Source organism: Paenibacillus sp. P4_A7 (assembly GCF_056402455.1).
The window spans coordinates 1-16,620 of record NZ_JBFUHJ010000095.1 but is presented as its reverse complement, the minus strand read 5'-3'; the positions used below and the strand labels follow the sequence as shown (position 1 = coordinate 16,620).

20 protein-coding genes and 1 pseudogene are annotated in these 16,620 nt (G+C 41.4%); all 21 read right to left on the bottom strand.

Going from position 1 to position 16,620, the window contains the following annotated elements:
• A partial coding sequence (locus tag AC1DWN_RS14450) for a response regulator (RefSeq protein ID WP_477559604.1) occupies window positions 1-221 on the bottom strand: 221 nt, incomplete at its 3' end.
• A gap of 26 nt (window positions 222-247) precedes the next feature.
• Window positions 248-1,117 (bottom strand): MinD/ParA family protein, encoded by an 870-nt coding sequence (locus tag AC1DWN_RS14445; RefSeq protein WP_477559603.1) that lies wholly within the window; start codon window positions 1,115-1,117, stop codon window positions 248-250.
• Entirely contained in the window at window positions 1,110-2,312 is a 1,203-nt protein-coding gene (gene flhF, locus AC1DWN_RS14440; protein WP_477559602.1) for a flagellar biosynthesis protein FlhF, read from the bottom strand. The genes AC1DWN_RS14445 and flhF overlap by 8 nt, the downstream gene beginning before the upstream one ends.
• Complete coding sequence (gene flhA / locus AC1DWN_RS14435; protein ID WP_477559601.1) at window positions 2,309-4,339, bottom strand: flagellar biosynthesis protein FlhA; 2,031 nt, start codon at window positions 4,337-4,339, stop codon at window positions 2,309-2,311. The genes flhF and flhA overlap by 4 nt, the downstream gene beginning before the upstream one ends.
• Before the next feature lie 25 nt (window positions 4,340-4,364).
• The gene (gene flhB / locus AC1DWN_RS14430; protein ID WP_477559600.1) at window positions 4,365-5,459 is read right to left on the bottom strand and encodes a flagellar biosynthesis protein FlhB; all 1,095 of its coding nucleotides are present in this window, start codon (window positions 5,457-5,459) and stop codon (window positions 4,365-4,367) included.
• An 11-nt stretch (window positions 5,460-5,470) separates the two neighbouring features.
• The gene (gene fliR, locus AC1DWN_RS14425; RefSeq protein WP_477559599.1) at window positions 5,471-6,265 is read right to left on the bottom strand and encodes a flagellar biosynthetic protein FliR; all 795 of its coding nucleotides are present in this window, start codon (window positions 6,263-6,265) and stop codon (window positions 5,471-5,473) included.
• An 11-nt stretch (window positions 6,266-6,276) separates the two neighbouring features.
• On the bottom strand, window positions 6,277-6,546 hold the full coding sequence (gene fliQ, locus AC1DWN_RS14420) for a flagellar biosynthesis protein FliQ (protein WP_477559598.1): 270 nt from the start codon (window positions 6,544-6,546) through the stop codon (window positions 6,277-6,279).
• A 22-nt stretch (window positions 6,547-6,568) separates the two neighbouring features.
• Entirely contained in the window at window positions 6,569-7,333 is a 765-nt protein-coding gene (gene fliP / locus AC1DWN_RS14415) for a flagellar type III secretion system pore protein FliP (RefSeq protein ID WP_477559605.1), read from the bottom strand.
• On the bottom strand, window positions 7,323-7,964 hold the full coding sequence (locus AC1DWN_RS14410) for a flagellar biosynthetic protein FliO (protein WP_477559597.1): 642 nt from the start codon (window positions 7,962-7,964) through the stop codon (window positions 7,323-7,325). The genes fliP and AC1DWN_RS14410 overlap by 11 nt, the downstream gene beginning before the upstream one ends.
• An 11-nt stretch (window positions 7,965-7,975) precedes the next feature.
• Window positions 7,976-8,338, bottom strand: a complete 363-nt coding sequence (locus tag AC1DWN_RS14405; protein WP_477559596.1) for a response regulator — start codon at window positions 8,336-8,338, stop codon at window positions 7,976-7,978.
• 22 nt (window positions 8,339-8,360) lie between these two features.
• A complete protein-coding gene (gene fliY / locus AC1DWN_RS14400; protein ID WP_477559595.1) occupies window positions 8,361-9,590 on the bottom strand; it encodes a flagellar motor switch phosphatase FliY in 1,230 nt (409 codons plus the stop codon).
• Window positions 9,580-10,581: a flagellar motor switch protein FliM gene (gene fliM, locus AC1DWN_RS14395; RefSeq protein WP_477559594.1), complete on the bottom strand. Its 1,002-nt coding sequence runs from the start codon at window positions 10,579-10,581 to the stop codon at window positions 9,580-9,582. Before fliM ends, fliY begins: the two co-directional genes overlap by 11 nt.
• 37 nt (window positions 10,582-10,618) lie before the next feature.
• Window positions 10,619-11,086 carry a flagellar basal body-associated FliL family protein gene (locus AC1DWN_RS14390; RefSeq protein ID WP_477559593.1) on the bottom strand — a complete coding sequence of 156 codons (468 nt, stop codon included), beginning with the start codon at window positions 11,084-11,086 and terminating at the stop codon, window positions 10,619-10,621.
• Window positions 11,083-11,310, bottom strand: a complete 228-nt coding sequence (locus tag AC1DWN_RS14385; RefSeq protein ID WP_477559592.1) for a flagellar FlbD family protein — start codon at window positions 11,308-11,310, stop codon at window positions 11,083-11,085. The genes AC1DWN_RS14390 and AC1DWN_RS14385 overlap by 4 nt, the downstream gene beginning before the upstream one ends.
• 57 nt (window positions 11,311-11,367) lie before the next feature.
• Entirely contained in the window at window positions 11,368-12,186 is an 819-nt protein-coding gene (flgG, locus tag AC1DWN_RS14380; RefSeq protein ID WP_477559591.1) for a flagellar basal body rod protein FlgG, read from the bottom strand.
• A 156-nt stretch (window positions 12,187-12,342) separates the two neighbouring features.
• The gene (locus tag AC1DWN_RS14375; protein ID WP_477559590.1) at window positions 12,343-12,720 is read right to left on the bottom strand and encodes a TIGR02530 family flagellar biosynthesis protein; all 378 of its coding nucleotides are present in this window, start codon (window positions 12,718-12,720) and stop codon (window positions 12,343-12,345) included.
• A complete protein-coding gene (locus tag AC1DWN_RS14370; RefSeq protein WP_477559589.1) occupies window positions 12,717-13,241 on the bottom strand; it encodes a flagellar hook capping FlgD N-terminal domain-containing protein in 525 nt (174 codons plus the stop codon). Before AC1DWN_RS14370 ends, AC1DWN_RS14375 begins: the two co-directional genes overlap by 4 nt.
• A 41-nt stretch (window positions 13,242-13,282) precedes the next feature.
• Entirely contained in the window at window positions 13,283-14,644 is a 1,362-nt protein-coding gene (locus AC1DWN_RS14365; protein WP_477559588.1) for a flagellar hook-length control protein FliK, read from the bottom strand.
• Window positions 14,645-14,693: 49 nt separating this feature from the next.
• The gene (locus tag AC1DWN_RS14360) at window positions 14,694-15,584 is read right to left on the bottom strand and encodes a MotE family protein (protein WP_477559587.1); all 891 of its coding nucleotides are present in this window, start codon (window positions 15,582-15,584) and stop codon (window positions 14,694-14,696) included.
• A 52-nt stretch (window positions 15,585-15,636) separates the two neighbouring features.
• The gene (gene fliJ, locus AC1DWN_RS14355) at window positions 15,637-16,083 is read right to left on the bottom strand and encodes a flagellar export protein FliJ (RefSeq protein WP_477559586.1); all 447 of its coding nucleotides are present in this window, start codon (window positions 16,081-16,083) and stop codon (window positions 15,637-15,639) included.
• A gap of 8 nt (window positions 16,084-16,091) precedes the next feature.
• Window positions 16,092-16,620: pseudogene (fliI, locus tag AC1DWN_RS14350) on the bottom strand (flagellum-specific ATP synthase FliI); the annotation flags it as partial.

The following is a 16,620-nucleotide window of genomic DNA, read 5'->3' as shown; positions in this document are numbered from 1 at the left end:
CTCTGCATAATGAGCTTAAGTGCTTCTAATCCGTTCATCACAGGCATTTCCAAATCTATTGTGACAACATCTGGCTTCCATTCTTTAATGGCATCAATTGCTTCTTGACCGTTACTGGCAGTTGCTGCGATTGTGAATTGTGGATCTTGCATAATGAGATCGCTAATAATTTTACGCATAAATGCAGAATCATCAACAACAAGCACGCGATAGGGAGCCATTTTATTCCCTCCTTAAATTCAAAGGATTATCTTGAGAGTCTGAACATTTTATGCAAAAATCCTTTGACACCGCTATTCACAGTATTACTTTGAGGTATCTCCAGAAAATGCTTAGCAATACGGTCAATTGCCAGACTAGCATCAGTCCCTGGAAATGCTAATGTAAAGGGAACTTGTCGCTTAACCGATTTCGATACATTGGGATCATCTGGTACGATACCAAGCGATGGCAATTCAAAATGTAGAAACTGTTTGGCAACTAACGCTATCTTATCTGCCGTTTGCTTTCCTTCTCTCATATCGGATGCTCGATTAACGATCAATTTGAACTGGACATCAACATCCATTCCTTTGACCATCTTAATTAAGGCGTAAGCATCCGTTATAGATGTAGGCTCTGGGGTTGTAACTACGATCGTTTCCTGAGCAGCTGTTATAAACTTTACCGTTTCTTTGGACAGTCCAGCACCCGTATCGAACAAAATAATGTCGTATACACCATGGAGCTTTTGAATTTCTTCTGCAAACCGATTTAGTTGCTCGGAAGTCAATTCCATTAAATCTCTAAAGCCTGATCCCCCAGCAATAAAATGAACGCCCTCAGGCCCTTCCTGTACAATTTCCCAAATCGTCTTCTCTTGCTTAAGTAAATGGTACAAATTATACGTAGATGATATTCCCATAAGCACGTCTATATTAGCCATTCCAATATCTGCATCGAATATGAGTACCTTTTTACCTAACCGACTGAGTGATAAAGCAAAGTTCAAGCTGAAATTGGATTTCCCCACACCGCCTTTGCCACTTGTAACGGTGACAACTCGCGATGTTTGACCTTCTTCCTGAAGCTCCTGTTGTTTAATCAAGTTACGTAATGCTTCAGCTTGATCAATCATGGGCGATTTCTCCTAACAATTTCTTGATATAGGAGGTCGATTGAAACCTTTCAATATCATCTGGTACAGTTTGACCACTCGCCATATACGTCGGAAATAATTCATAAGTCATTATAAGATTAAATACTGCGCCATATACTGAAGTTTCATCGAGCTTCGTAAATAACACTTTACGAACACCATATTTGCTAAATTGTTCAGCCACAGCAGACATATCTTTGGACTTTCCTGTCAAGCTAAGTACAAGGATCGTTTCGTTAGGCTCATTTGATTGCAGCAGACTATTTACCTCAGATACATGCAGCTCACTGCGGAAGTTACGACCTGCCGTATCCATATAAATCAGCTCACGACTTTCAAGCTGCTTATAAGCCTTTGGCAAGTCCATTGGCGAGAACACAACTTCAATCGGTACATTCAGTATGTTGGCATAAGTCCTAAGCTGATCAACAGCAGCTATTCGATATGTATCGGAGGTGATAAAGCCAACCGTACGACCAAACTTAATCGTCTGCTCTGCTGCAAGCTTCGCAATTGTTGTCGTCTTTCCTACACCTGTAGGACCAACAAAATGAATAACTCGTGCTTCGCTGCTAATCCCTGCTGTCCTACTAAATGGATTGATCCATTCCTCAAGCTGTTCAGTAGCAAGCTCCCATACTTGCTCCTTACTGAACTCGACTGAAGCTTCATTCTGCTTTTCAGCTATCGTTTCAAGTAAACGCTCTATCCATAAGGCATCCATCTCTTGTTCTAATAATCGCTGTTGGAGCTCAAACATAAACTCAGGTAAAACAGCTCGATCTGTTTGCTGTTTCGACAGCTTTACCATGTACTGTTTGAGATCACGAATTTCATCGATTATGAATTGTTCACGATCATCTTTTCCATTTGACTTCTCCGCAGTAGCTGATGGTTCAAGTACTGCGGTAGAGTTACGCTGCGCACTTTGTATAATTTGTTCTACGGCAGCACTTAATTGAGGAGAATCTTTACGCTTCGGTTGCTCCGGTGCATTTGATGGATTGGTTTCTATTGCTGCAATGACTTCCATCTTCTTTTTGCGAAACATCCCCATGAATCCGCCTACCTTAATTTCCTTCGTGTTTAAAATAACAGCGTCTTTTCCTAGCTCGCTGCGGATCATGGAAACAGCTTCCGGCAATGCATTAACTACGTATCGCTTCACTCTCATAAGTTCACCACCCCAACACTTTGAACCTCAACATTCGGCTCGAGCTCACTGTAAGAAAGCACGGGCACATCCTGCATCGTTCTCTCAACAATTTGTCGTAAATACATTCGAATCGTCGGTGAAGCCAGTATAATGGGCTGCTGCCCGGACTGAATTTGACGATTCACATGTTCATTCAGCTTTTGATAAATTTGCTGCGTAGAAACCGGATCTAATGCGATATAACTTCCTTGATCGGATTGTTGAACCGATTCCGCAATTTTCTTCTCAAGCTGAGGTCCAACGGTAATGACACGAAGCGTATCGCCTGTTGGTGAGAATTGCTGAGTAATTTGTCTAGATAATGCTTGACGAACATACTCTGTTAATACATCTGGATCTTTCGTATAATTCCCGTGATCGGCTAGAGATTCGAATATCGTAACGAGATCACGTATGGATACCTTCTCACGCAGCAGCTTTGCAAGCACCTTTTGCACATCACCTATAGTAAGAATCGATGGAATAAGCTCATCAATAAGTGCAGGATATGAATCTTTGACATTTTCCACGAGCATTTTCGCTTCTTGACGACCAATAAGCTCATGCGCATGACGTTTAATAATCTCAGTCAAATGAGTTGCTACAACAGATGGTGGGTCAACAACGGTATACCCAGAAAGCTCCGCGCGTTCCTTCATCTGCTCATCGATCCATATAGCTGGAAGACCAAAGGCTGGTTCTGTTGTCTCTATTCCAATGACAGAATCGTCATCAAAGCCTGGGCTCATTGCTAAATAATGATTGAGCAACAAGTCACCACGAGCAACTGTATTGCCTTTTATTTTGATGACGTATTCATTCGGTTTTAATTGTATGTTATCTCTTATTCTTATAACGGGAACGACAAGTCCAAGCTCTAGCGCGCATTGTCTGCGAATCATAATGATTCGATCAAGCAAATCGCCGCCTTGCTGGGTATCCGCTAATGGGATAAGACCATAACCAAATTCAAATTCAATCGGATCAATTTGCAGTAGACTGATCACACTCTCTGGGCTGCGTACTTCTTCAATCTGTTGCTCCTCAACAAGCATCTCTTCTTGCTCATGCTGTTTCGTAAGCGTTTTTTGCATTTTCCAGCCACCGAATGCTAATAGCAATCCGAATGGGAGAGTCCTTAAAAGACCAATCGGCGTGAAGCCCAAAAGTGTAATAGTAGCTGCTGCTACATATAAAAGCTTAGGATATTTGAACAGCTGCGCTGTAACATCCTCAGCTAGACTTCCATCAGAAGCCGCTCTAGTTACAATTAAGCCTGCGGCTGTAGAAATAAGCAGTGCAGGGATTTGACTTACTAGACCGTCACCGATAGTTAGAATAGAATAGGTTTCAAGTGATTCGCCAAAACTAAATTTATGTACGACCATTCCAATAATAAAGCCGCCAACTAAGTTAATGATTAGAATGATAATCGATGCGATAGCATCGCCCTTTACAAATTTACTTGCACCATCCATTGAGCCATAAAAATCTGCTTCACGTTCAATTTTAGAACGACGTTCCCGTGCCTGCACCTCATTTATGAGTCCAGCATTCAAGTCCGCGTCTATACTCATTTGTTTACCTGGCATCGCATCGAGTGTGAACCTAGCGGCAACCTCTGCTACCCGTTCAGAACCTTTTGTAATGACGATAAACTGTACGACCACGAGGATTAGGAAAACGATAAATCCAATCGCAATTTGACCGCCGCCTACCCAACTGCCGAACGTAGCCACTACTTCTCCGGCTTCAGCATGCTGCAGTATATTACGTGTTGTAGACACGTTCAGTGCAAGACGAAATAATGTCGTTATCAATAGAATAGCCGGGAAGATAGAGAAATCGAGCGCTTCCTTCGTATTCATGGCAATCAGTAAAATCATTAGCGCCACTGAAATATTTAAAATAAGTAGTACGTCTAGTAGTAACACTGGGATCGGGATAATCATCATAAGTACAATGCCGATCATTCCGAACAATATGACAATATCCTTCAACTTCATGACTCTGCCTCCTCCCAATGAATAATTATGATTTCACTCGGCCTTTCATTTTATATACATATGCCAACACTTCGGCCACAGCCTGGAACAAGTCAGCTGGAATAACATCTCCGATTTCAGCCCGTTCGTAAAGCGCTCTGGCAAGCGGCTTATTTTCCATCGTTACGACACCATTTTCTTTCGCTATTTCTCTAATACGTAGTGCCACATGATCCATCCCTTTAGCAATAATCGTTGGGGCTTCCATTTTAGTAGCATCATATTTTAGAGCAATTGCAAAGTGAGTAGGGTTAGTAATAATGACATCAGCTTTGGGAACGTCTTGCATCATACGCTGCATCGCCATTTTGCGTTGACGCTCACGAATGCGTCCTTTTATCATCGGGTCCCCTTCCGATTTTTTATATTCGTCCTTGATATCTTGCTTTGACATTTTCAAACTTTTATTATGCTCGAAGCGTTGATAGAAATAGTCAGCTAAGGCTAGTACGATGAGAACCGCACCGATTTTAACTCCTAAATTCAAAGTAAGTCCTGCCGCAAAGCTAAAGATTTGTTGAATGGGTAGACTTGATAGCAATAGGATACGATCCCATTGTCCCCAAATGGTAGTAAACACGAATATACCGATAATCAGTATCTTTAAAATACTCTTTAAAAATTCTACAACACTTTTCATAGAGAAAATTTGTTTAAATCCATTAATAGGGTTTAACTTGCTTAGTTTCATCTTTATTGGATCGCCTGTTAATAGGAAGCCAAACTGTACAATATTTCCGAGTATTCCAGTAATAATAACGATGACAAAAATAGGAGCTAATATGAGCAGTAGCTCTATCGCCACATCAGTAAAAAGGGACATGACGTTACCAGCCGTTAGCTCCATTACTAGCCAATCCTCAAAAAGATTGCCAAACAGACTCATTATATGCTGTTTGTAATAGGAGCCTAGCATGATAAAACTAAGAAACGAAAATAATAAAATTAAGGATCCTGGCAAATCTGGAGACTTGGCAATTTGYCCTTTCTTCCTTGCTTCATCTTTCTTCTTTGGTGTTGCTTCTTCAGTCTTCTCTCCACTGAATAATTGCAAATTAAGCTTAAGACGGTAAATCCGCACAGTTTGGCCTCCTATTGCCTTCCAGGCGGCCCTTGCACAATACCGAAGAACTGTTCCATAGATTCAAACATGATGGAAAATAGTCGCTCGAATATTGCTGCAAGACCAGGCATTAACAAGATAAGCAAGAACAGCCCAATAATAAGCTTCAAAGGAATACCTATTACAAAGACGTTAAATTGAGGCGCTGTCTTAGCCAGGAAACCAAGACCAACATCCGTTAAAAACATAGCCACTACCAAAGGTGCCGATACTTGAATGGCTAGAAGAAACGTATTGCCAACCAAACGAGTTAAGTAATCCGTTATGCTCCCGCTCATAAGTTTACTAAACATCTCATTGGATAACGGCATCCACTGGTAACTATCCATTAAACCAGTAAGTAAGTAGTGGTGACCGTTCATCATAAGAAAAATGACCATCATCAGCATATATTTAAAATTACCTAACAGTGGTGCAGATGTTCCTGTATGTGGATCTATGACATTGGCCATTGCAAACCCGATCTGTAAGTCCATGAACGCACCTGCGGTTTGTACTACCGAGAAAAACAAATAGACAATGTATCCTAGCATGATGCCTATTAATATTTCTCGTATAACAATAAGCAAATATTCAGCGTCCGGAACAATAGACTGTTTCATTCCATAGGTTAAAAAAACGATAAATGAGATGAAAAAGCCCAAACCGATTTTAAATGTATTAGGTACACCACGTGACGAAAAAACTGGAGCTACGACGAAAAACGCAGTTATTCGACAAAATATAAGCAAAAAAATAGGGAAACCTTGTATAACCGCATTCATTCACCCACAACCTATCCGATGTATTTATGAAGATTATTCAGCAGATTGTAAGTGAAGTCGACGATCGTATTTAGAATCCAAGGACCAAAGACGATTATCGACAAAAAAACGGCTACTATTTTAGGGACGAAAGCCAATGTCTGCTCCTGAATCTGAGTTGTCGCTTGAAATATACTAACAAGTAAACCAACTACCAGAGCAAGAACGAGCATCGGCGCACTGGCTTTCAAAACCACAAAGACGGCCTCGCCAGCCAATCCGATAATGAAATCAGTACTCATTAAATGTTCCTCCTTGCTTTTGTCACGTGCTGAAACTGAGCAATAATGATTTGACAATTAAGTACCATCCATCGACTAATACGAATAGCAGTAATTTGAAAGGCAATGAAATCATTATTGGGGGTAACATCATCATCCCCATTGCCATCAGCGTACTTGCTACAATCATATCAATAACCAAAAAAGGAATGAAAATCATAAAACCCATTTGAAAGGCTGTTTTCAGCTCACTGATCGCATAAGCTGGTACCAATACTGTAATTGGAATATCTTCAAAAGTTTTAGGCTTTTCAGTTTTTGTATAGTTCATGAATAGCATCAAGTCTTTTTCCCTCGTGTGAGAGAACATAAACTTCTTCATGGGTACAGCAGCTTTCTCAAACGCGGCTGTTTGCGTTATCTCACCTTTCAGATATGGCTGCAATGCCACATCATTCACTTGAGAGAAGGTTGGAGCCATAATAAAGAAGGTTAAAAACATCGCAAGACCGATTAACACTTGGTTAGGCGGCATTTGCTGCGTACCCAGCGATGTCCTTACAAAACCCAAAACGATTACAATTCGTGTAAAGCTAGTCATCAATACCATGATGGCAGGAGCTACACTCAATACCGTTATTAATAATAAAATGGATAAAGCGCTTGTATCAGGCTTTTCTCCGCCCCCTCCGCCCCCGTTGCCAATGTTGACGGAAATGTCGGGTAGAGGCTCAGCAAATGCTTGATTATTGGAAAGAAATGCGAGCAGCTGCACGGCAACAATTGCTATCCACCACTTATTTTTCATCATCCATCAACCGTTCATTTGTTTTAGGGTCATGAAGCAATGCTTCCATCTGTTGCTTCCGATCGGCTTGTTTAGAGAGCTTGCTTTGCAGCATATTTTCAAAGGAGGAAGACGAAGTCCATTGCTCGTTTGATGGTTCAGATACAGACTGTTCTTCACGGTTGCGTAATTTGTTGAGCAACTGTGATATGGCATTCTGTGACCAAGCATTATTCGGTTGACGCTCAAGCGCATCCATAACCGAACGTATTTGCTCCGGATCATCAATCTTATCAAGTAGCGTAATGTTCTCGCCTACACCAACGATATATATGCGTCCTGCAATTTCGATTACCTGAAGCGAGTTGTTTTGGCCAAGTGCGATCCCGCCGAGGGAACGAAGCGAACGATTCGCTCCCCACGATTGATTGCGCTGGGCCAACCACTTTATAACCAATATAATTAAGACAATAACAATGGCAAGCGCAACAATTACCCATACTAAACTGCCTGCTAAATTATCTGTACCAGAGAAGACCATCTGCTCTTCTGTATTTGCGCTGCTTTCATTCGCTGCTGCAATCGCAAATCCAGGCCAGAGCATGATACCAAAAGCAGATACGAATGAAATTCGAGAATGTAAGTTAAACATAATAGTTTACCTTATCCGAGTGTTTTCTTGATTGCTTCAATTACACGGTCAGCTTGAAAAGGCTTAACAATAAAGTCTTTCGCGCCTGCTTGGATGGCATCGATTACCATTGCTTGTTGTCCCATTGCAGAACACATGATTACTTTTGCATTGCCATCAATTTTCTTAATTTCTTTCAAAGCGGAGATGCCGTCCATTTCTGGCATTGTAATATCCATAGTAGTCAGATCAGGTCTTAGTTCCTTATACTTCTCAACTGCTTGTGCGCCATCCTGTGCTTCACCTACAACTTCGTAGCCGTTCTTGGATAAAATGTCTCTGATCATCATGCGCATGAAAGCTGCGTCGTCTACAATAAGAATGCGGTTTGCCATCTTTTTTGTTCCTCCTAGGAAGTTATTGTAATTTTTGAATACGGTCCCATTGACTTACGATATCGGTTACGCGAACACCAAAGTTTTCATCGATGACAACAACTTCACCTTTTGCAATTAGCTTATTGTTCACCAAAATATCAACTGGCTCGCCGGCCAGCTTGTCCAGCTCAATAATTGAGCCTTGCGATAATTCTAAAATATCCTTAATTTGCTTTTGGGTCCTTCCTAATTCTACTGTGACCTTAAGTGGAATGTCGAGCAGTAAATTAAGATTCGTTTCTTCTTGCTGTACAAACGGTGAAGCGTTGAAATTAGCAAACTGAACAGGTTGTACATTAACGTTTCGATTTGCTGCTTGACCATATGTATGCGGACCAGGCGGCTGCATCGGAATATCAAATCCAGCTGCTTGTGTTTGATACGGAATAGAAGGTGCTTGCTGCACTGGAGCAGCATAAATCTGACTAGCAGCAGCAGTCTGCTGCATAGCTGACTCTACTTGAGCAACAGCTGGTGCTGGAATCGACGGTTGAACAGGCGCGATGACCTCTTCTTCCACATTACCCATTAAGATATCAACCATCTGCTTCGCAAAATCTATCGGAAGTAATTGCATAATGGTTGAATCGATAAGATCACCAATCGTCAAACGGAAAGAAATTTTGATGAATAAATCTGCAGAAGGTAAATGCCCCATTCCATCGCCGGTGTTTACGTCTAAAATATCAATTCCTGGCGGAGAAATGTTTACGAAACGATTAAAAATCGTAGACATAGATGTCGCAGAAGAACCCATCATTTGGTTCATTGCTTCCTGTACTGCACTAATATGAATCTCATTTAATTCTTCTACAACAACGTCTCCTTCCCCGCCAAGCATAAGATCTGCAATGACTTGAGCATCCTTCGTCTTAATGACTAGAGAATTTATACCTTGAAATCCATCTACATATTGCACACTGACAGCAACATGAGGCTTGGGAAAAATATCTGCAAGTTCATCTTTACGTACAAGAGTAACCTGTGGAGTAGTAATATCAACCTTTTTACCTAGCAACGTTGAAAGTGCTGTTGCCGCGCTTCCAAATGTAATATTCCCAATCTCACCTAATGCAGATTCTTCCATTTCGGATAAGACGTCAGATAACTGTTTTATAGTCCCTGACGATTGCTCCGCGTCCGAGTCATTGGATGATTGACGAAGCAATGCATCAATTTCCTCTTGTGACAAATAGTCCTTACTCGTCATAGTCTTCTTCCGCTCCTTCGCTCACAATTTCATCCACCTGTATTGCGATTCGATCTTTAATCGAACCAGGACTGCCTATGAATTTAAGTTTTTCTCCAACTTTAACTTTCAGACCATCATTGACTGATTTTTTTAATGAAATGACATCTCCCACATTTAGACCAAGAAACTCTTTTATGGTCAGAGACGACTCACCTAGCTCAGCAACAATAGGCAGCTTTGCTTTATTGACTCGTTGTTCTAATATTTCAACCTCTTCAGGCGCACGAGCTTTCTTCTGCGAGACAAACCAGTGATGTACAGACAGCTTTGGCATTAAGGGTTCAATAACAACATGCGGAATGCATAGATTAATCATACCGGTTGTTTCACCAATTTTGGTGCTAAAAGAAATAAGAACAATCGTTTCGTTCGGTGACACAATTTGCATGAACTGCGGATTCGTTTCTAACGCTTCAAGTCTTGGTGAAATATCGATTACGCTTTTCCATGCTTCTTGCAGACTTTCAAATGTCCGGCTAAAAATCTTTTCCATAATAATCGTTTCAATTTCAGTTAAGTTGTTTATTTTTGAGGGCGCAACACCTTGACCGCCTAGCATTCTATCCAGCATGGCATATGCCACATTGGGATGAACCTCTAGTACCATTCGACCTTCCAATGGCTCCGCTTCAAAAACATTCAAAATCGTCATCTTCGGAATGGATCGAATAAATTCATCGTACGGTAATTGCTCTACCTGTACTACATTAATTTGAACAAATGTGCGAAGTTGCGCTGAGAAATAAGTAGTTAAATATCGCGCGAAGTTTTCATGGATTCGAGTTAAGCTGCGAATATGATCCTTCGAAAAACGAACGGCGCGTTTAAAATTATAAACACTAACCTTACGTGTGGTTTCTTCTTTCTTTAGATCATCTGCATTCATCTCACCTGAATCTAACGCAGCGAGTATAGCATCAATTTCGTTTTGCGATAAAACATCAACCAATTATCTCACCTCCTTCGAGGAATGTTGGCATTCAAAGTTATAGTTCAGTAATAATAATTTCGGTAATTTCAACTTTTACCAGCTTTCCTTTTGGCATGATCGGGTTAATCAAGTTCAATAGCTTAGATTCAAGTGCATCTTCGCCTACAGATCCATGAAGCTCTTCTGCCGTCATATCTGCTATTGTGCGGTTAATAATCGGCTTTACCTCGATATCAATCAGCTTGTCGAAATCTTCTTTTGTTTTCTTATTGTCTAATTGGAACGCGAAGCTGAGTACGACAAGAAACTCAGTGTCTTTCAAATTTCTTTTGAATTCCTTTAACTCCGAAGTTACTTTCAGACGATCATCTGCAGAAAGCACCTTTACTTCAACAGGTTTGCTATCAGCTGTTTTTTCACCTGTCTCTTCATTTAAGATCGATTTGAATAAAATAATGGAAACAATTGCAATTAACGTAATCGCCAATAAGATGGTTATTAACCATGGCATCATTTTCTTCATCTCGATGGACCCTCCGTTTGTTCAGTCATCTGGGCCGCCGCAATGAGGCCAATCGTACGAAGAAACTGCTCATTAAGCAACAACAGTTCAGCTGTTTTTTCTTTAACAACCAGCTTCTTCCCTGTCGTTAGCGTTATAACAGTATCTGCTGCCTCCTCAATCACTTCAATTAAAAGGGCATTAATTGTTACTTTCGTTCCGTTTAAACGCGTTACCGTTATCATTAGTTACCCCCTCACACCTTGGGGAGGCTTGTAAGCCTCCCACTGGTTAAGACTTATCTATCGTTTTAAGTTAACAACCTCTTGTAAAATTTCATCAGATGTCGTTATGATACGTGAATTCGCTTGAAAACCACGTTGTGCTACGATCATTTCCGTGAATTCTGCCGTCAAATCAACGTTCGACATTTCAAGCTGACCAGAAATGATTGCACCAGTACCAAGCTCAGGATCACCAGCGAAAGTCAAAAATTCTTCGATAGCAGCATCTGGATTTGCATTCGCAGTAATGCGGTACATATTACCTCCGAGCTTCTCCAAACCACTAGGGTTTATTACTTTCACAACACCTAATTGTGCGACCGCAATAGTTTCGTCAGCTGTTACACCCATAATGGTTCCGTCTTGACCTATCGAAAAGGCAGTAATTTCTGGTTCCAAAACTATATTTTCACCTTCACTTGATAGAACAAAATACCCATCACCCGTCACTAGCTGTCTATTAGCATCTAACATGAAGTTACCTGCGCGAGTAATAAGAGTTTCAGAATCTTCAGTCGCTCTTACAGCGAAGAAACCATCACCATCTATCCGTAAATCTGTTGGATTGTTGGTCGTCATCGCGCTACCTGCCGTATGAACGGTATCAATAGAACCAATTGAAACACCCAATCCGATCTGCTTTGCGTTAACGCCTCCGCGTTCACCCTCTGCAGGAGCAGTTACACCGGCAACTGTCTGACTAAGAATATCTTTAAACATGACGCGGCCTGCTTTAAAGCCTACTGTGTTTACGTTAGCGATATTGTTACCTATAACATCAAGTTTCGTCTGAAAACCACGCATACCTGAAACGCCAGAATACATCGATCTTAGCATTGATCTTGTTCCTCCTTGAAAAGTTTTGTGGAGCAAAACTTACTTCGTAAGCAAATGCTTAGTTTTGTGCAGCAAAACTTACTTCGTAAGCTTAGCTACTGAGATAAGAGCTGCTTCAGTCGGTCCGCAGCTTAAGGCCTCCAATTAGGTCCAGCCTTACGAAAGAATAATTGCACTATCGATTTGTGTAAATAAATTACTTTGCATTTGTTTGCCATCCATAGCGGTAACAACCGTGCGGCTAGGAACGTTTACTATCATTGCAATATCTCGAAATACGATTAACGAATCCTGTGCGCCTTTTGATGCTGCGTCTTCAACCGCGTCCATTATTTTCGTCAGCGATTCAGGCTGCAGCTTTATTCCTCGTTGTTGCATCCGTACTTCAGCATGATGACTGAACTTAAGCACTTTAGCATCCAGCATACTTTTGAATTCATTCGATTGCGTTGCAGTGCTTGCAGTTGTTTTAGCTGAATGAAGCGGTGTAGACTTTACCGGAAATAAATGACCAATTTTCATTCTGTCACTCACGGTGTCTCAGCCCCTTCCTCACCACCAGGTGAATTTGAAGAATCCGAATCGGTTTCACCTTCATTTTCATCTGTCGATGATCCATCTCCCTCACCAGACCCAGCCTTCGTTTCTGATATAGAGGTCACATAATCAAGCGCTATATCTACTGCTCCTACCGAAGCATATAACACGCCTTCTTTTGAAAGGATAGAATCAACTACACCTTTTTCTGTAATCACTTCTCCAGCCTCGTTATACTCATTCCATTCAATCGTTTTCCCGATCAAACTAGAAGCTGAACCTATATTCTGACGCATTAGTTGAAGCTCTGTCGACATATTCATCAACTGCTCAACGGAAGTAAACTGAGCCATCTGGGCGATGAAATCTTTGTCCTGTAGTGGCTGCATTGGATCCTGATTGCGAAGCTGTGTGACAAGAATACTAAGAAATTGATCTTTCCCTAGTGTATCTTTCTTTTTAGCAGCAGCAGCTTGAACATTGGCTACGTTATAGTTTGGCCATACTACATTTGTCATTTCTGTTCACCTCCATTCTTACAAGTTAAATGGATGATAAATTATGCCTTCACATTAATGGCTCTGCCATATCCAAGGCCTCGACCTACAGCTTGCTCTACTAATTCCGTTTCGAATGCCGATTCATTCGCTCCTTCATTACCCGAAGACGATTGCTGATTAGTAAATTGCTGTTTTCCGTTTCCTTGACCTGGGTGCTGCTGTGAAAGACCTGCGGCTAGTTGGCCTTGCGATACTTCCAGCTTATCAACCATCAAGCCTTGAGCTTGCAAAGCAGCTCTTAGCTGAGACATCTGGTTGTCGAGCATGTCCTTGGCCATAGCTGTATCCGTTTGGAAAATAGCTGTTAATAAACCATTTTGCATCGTAATACGTACGTCAACCTGACCTAAATGCTCAGGGAACAACATGATTTTTGCCTCGGAGACTCCGTTTAAAGTAGTCAGATCAAACTTTTGAACAATCATTCCTGTCATCGAGTTAGCAAACTCATCTGCAAAAACATAGGAAGTCGCTGCCTTTGATGCTAAAGCTGCGAGTCCACGTGAAGGATCTGAAGAATTAGCCGTCAATTGTACTAGCGATAAATCATCAGGCAACATAAGCTGTGAATCAGTTTCAGCAGCTAACTCACCTGTTGCTACAGCAGCAGTCAGGTAAGATGGATGTACAACTTGTTGCGATAGCCTCTGCAGCATCGAGCTCACTTCTGCCTGCGGCACAGCTTGTGCTACTAACATTTGCTGTGTGACTGGTGTTGACTTCACATCAGACTTAGGAGCAACGACTGATTCACCTTCCAACAGAGCTGTTAAAGCTTGCAGTTGTTGCCCGATAAGTGCAGTGGGCTCCTTTTGCTGAACATGCTTCACTGTTCCTTGCTGAAGCAATGCTTGAAGATGAAGAAGTGTGTCTTGCAAGCTGCTCTTAATACTTGCTGCAGATACATCCTTCTCAATAGCAAAGCTTCCTTCTTCGCCAACGACAACCTTGTTGGGTTGTTGAACAGCAGTCACTGGAACACCCATAAGCGATAGTAAGGCTAACATCTGGTCGAGAGCTGCTTCTAACTCAACAATTTTCAGTTCATCATCAGCTTTCAGTTTCTCATCTTCTATCGGTGGAGTATGTAATTGCTCTATTAAACCGTCAATGATAGACATTAGTTCAGAAAGCGTTGATGTAACTATTGTCCCTTCAATTGCAGTTGTTTCTGGCTGTGTAATATTCATTACCAACGTTCCAGTTTGAGCTGATTCTGTATTTAGGGCAGTCTCGTTGCTAATTTGTTGAACCAGTGCATTTTGAAATACCACACCGCCAGCACTTTTGCTTTGTTGATTGCTCCCAGTTGACTGAGCTTGAGCATGTCCGGATGCTATTTGCGGAATCATCATTTCCATTTTTTTCACCTCCTTTCAAATCTTCGATTTAGAAGGATTAAATATATAGCTAGTTGCCGGGCATTAACTTAGATACAAGCTGAGCTGTTGTCGCTTCATTAAGAGCAGACATTTGAGCAATAATCGCTGAGCGAGCATTGTTGTCTACGGCATTCAAAATGCGAAGCACCTTACTTGGACTGACATCAACCATTTTGATTAAAAGCTCAGCAGCACTTTTTGCGTCCATCGCTGTAAACGTCCCGCTTAATTGCTCTTGATCTAGAAGGGAGGATGCCGGTTTTGTATCTTTCGTCTTCTGACTGTCCAGTCTCGATTGCAAAGCAGATATTTGTAAATCTTTGGACTTCACACTATCCTTGAGCATCATTGCTGCGTCAGCTGCCGTTTGTGGATTCATCTTTTCCATAATCCGAACCCTATCATCTGCTCGCATCGATGAGAACACAAGCACCATTTCTTCAAGCGTCATACTCTGTAATATAGGTGCTGCCTTACTTGGCGTTATTTTTGAAAACATACTAGCCAGCTCTTGAATTTTAACTTCATATTGCTCATCTTCGAGTAACTGCTCATCATTGACTCTTTTTAACTGTGCATTATCACTTTCCAAATCTTTAAAGGATTGTTCTAGTGAAGCCTTTGTTTGCGTTGCTTGAGCCAATTCGTTTTCCACTGCTGTTAACTTTGTTTGAAGATCAGCAATTTTCGCTGACAAGTTTTCATTTTTCAGTTTGTCATCATCATTCGGATTGTTTGCAACCTTTGGCTCAGGAAGAACGTCTTTAAGAAAAGGGACCGAGTTTCCTGCTTCAAATACCTTGTTACGAAAATCGACATTGAACAAGGTAAAAAGCACACCCAACAACACGATCGTAAATAAAATAGGTGTCATCAAAAACATAATTCTCTCCAACATGCTGTAACTTTGCTTTTCCATTTCAGGACCCGCCAATTTCATTCACTCCCTCTAGCCGGCGTCACACATCACTTTATGGGGTTGGTATCATGAAACGGACGGTAGCCATCTCATCTAGATCATTTTGCTCTTTGATTTGCAAAGCGTACCGGAACCGTTCGAGTGCATGGTCTTTTGATTTAAGCCATACCTTCTCGTCTTTCATCTTGTCAGAAAGCTTTAATCTGCTTTGCTCAACCGCCTTTTGTGCATGCTTCACATCAGTCAATTTATTTGTAATACATGCTAATAAATAATCCAAATATTGTTGGATGACCTTAAGCTCTGACAGCGCTATAGTAGTTTGAGATGCGTCCAGCAGCTTTTGCTCCCAGTCGTGACGAGTTGCTTCTAGTTGCTTTAAAGACTGTTGTTCTGCAGTAAGTGCTCCAATAGCGGAAGACAGAATCCATTCAGCTTGGGTCTTTTCACTTCCTTTTAAATCAACGACCTTTTGAAAGGTATAACGAAATGACGCCATTTAATGGATCAGCTCCTGTAGAAATCAGTAATTAATCGATCCTGCGCTTCCTCTAAGCTAACCTTTTCAGTCGTTTTTTGTTTCGTATAGGTTTGAATAGAGTCAATGTGTTCAAGCGCCAAATCAATTTCTGCATTAGATCCTCGTTGGTACGCCCCAATATTGATGAGGTCTTCCGAATCTTTATAAATAGACAGTAGTTTTTTCAGTTCATTCGCCGCATCCTGTTGTTCTTCCGTTACAATTTCTTTCATAACCCTGCTTACGGAAGCTAAAACATCGATAGCCGGAAAATGTCCCTTATGTGCTAATTGTCTACTCAATACAATATGACCGTCCAGAATACCGCGGACAGCGTCCGCTATTGGCTCATTCATATCGTCACCATCAACTAGGACGGTGTAAAAAGCAGTAATCGAACCCGTTGGTCCGGTTCCTGCTCGTTCAAGCAGTTTAGGCAGTGCCGCAAATACAGAAGGTGTATAACCGCGTGTAGCTGGCGGCTCACCAATTGCGAGACCAACCTCTCGTAAAGCC

Excerpts from the sequence above, each read along its gene's own strand:
- AC1DWN_RS14365 (WP_477559588.1), bottom strand. The coding sequence starts at position 14,644 with ATGGAAATGATGATTCCGCAAATAGCATCCGGACATGCTCAAGCTCAG.
- fliJ (WP_477559586.1), bottom strand. The coding sequence starts at position 16,083 with ATGGCGTCATTTCGTTATACCTTTCAAAAGGTCGTTGATTTAAAAGGA.
- AC1DWN_RS14385 (WP_477559592.1), bottom strand. The coding sequence starts at position 11,310 with ATGATAACGGTAACGCGTTTAAACGGAACGAAAGTAACAATTAATGCC.
- flhA (WP_477559601.1), bottom strand. The coding sequence starts at position 4,339 with ATGAAGTTGAAGGATATTGTCATATTGTTCGGAATGATCGGCATTGTA.
- flhF (WP_477559602.1), bottom strand. The coding sequence starts at position 2,312 with ATGAGAGTGAAGCGATACGTAGTTAATGCATTGCCGGAAGCTGTTTCC.
- fliQ (WP_477559598.1), bottom strand. The coding sequence starts at position 6,546 with ATGAGTACTGATTTCATTATCGGATTGGCTGGCGAGGCCGTCTTTGTG.
- flgG (WP_477559591.1), bottom strand. The coding sequence starts at position 12,186 with ATGCTAAGATCGATGTATTCTGGCGTTTCAGGTATGCGTGGTTTTCAG.
- AC1DWN_RS14405 (WP_477559596.1), bottom strand. The coding sequence starts at position 8,338 with ATGGCAAACCGCATTCTTATTGTAGACGACGCAGCTTTCATGCGCATG.
- AC1DWN_RS14410 (WP_477559597.1), bottom strand. The coding sequence starts at position 7,964 with ATGTTTAACTTACATTCTCGAATTTCATTCGTATCTGCTTTTGGTATC.
- AC1DWN_RS14445 (WP_477559603.1), bottom strand. The coding sequence starts at position 1,117 with ATGATTGATCAAGCTGAAGCATTACGTAACTTGATTAAACAACAGGAG.
- fliR (WP_477559599.1), bottom strand. The coding sequence starts at position 6,265 with ATGAATGCGGTTATACAAGGTTTCCCTATTTTTTTGCTTATATTTTGT.
- fliY (WP_477559595.1), bottom strand. The coding sequence starts at position 9,590 with ATGACGAGTAAGGACTATTTGTCACAAGAGGAAATTGATGCATTGCTT.
- AC1DWN_RS14370 (WP_477559589.1), bottom strand. The coding sequence starts at position 13,241 with ATGACAAATGTAGTATGGCCAAACTATAACGTAGCCAATGTTCAAGCT.
- AC1DWN_RS14390 (WP_477559593.1), bottom strand. The coding sequence starts at position 11,086 with ATGAAGAAAATGATGCCATGGTTAATAACCATCTTATTGGCGATTACG.
- fliP (WP_477559605.1), bottom strand. The coding sequence starts at position 7,333 with ATGAAAAATAAGTGGTGGATAGCAATTGTTGCCGTGCAGCTGCTCGCA.
- AC1DWN_RS14360 (WP_477559587.1), bottom strand. The coding sequence starts at position 15,584 with ATGGAAAAGCAAAGTTACAGCATGTTGGAGAGAATTATGTTTTTGATG.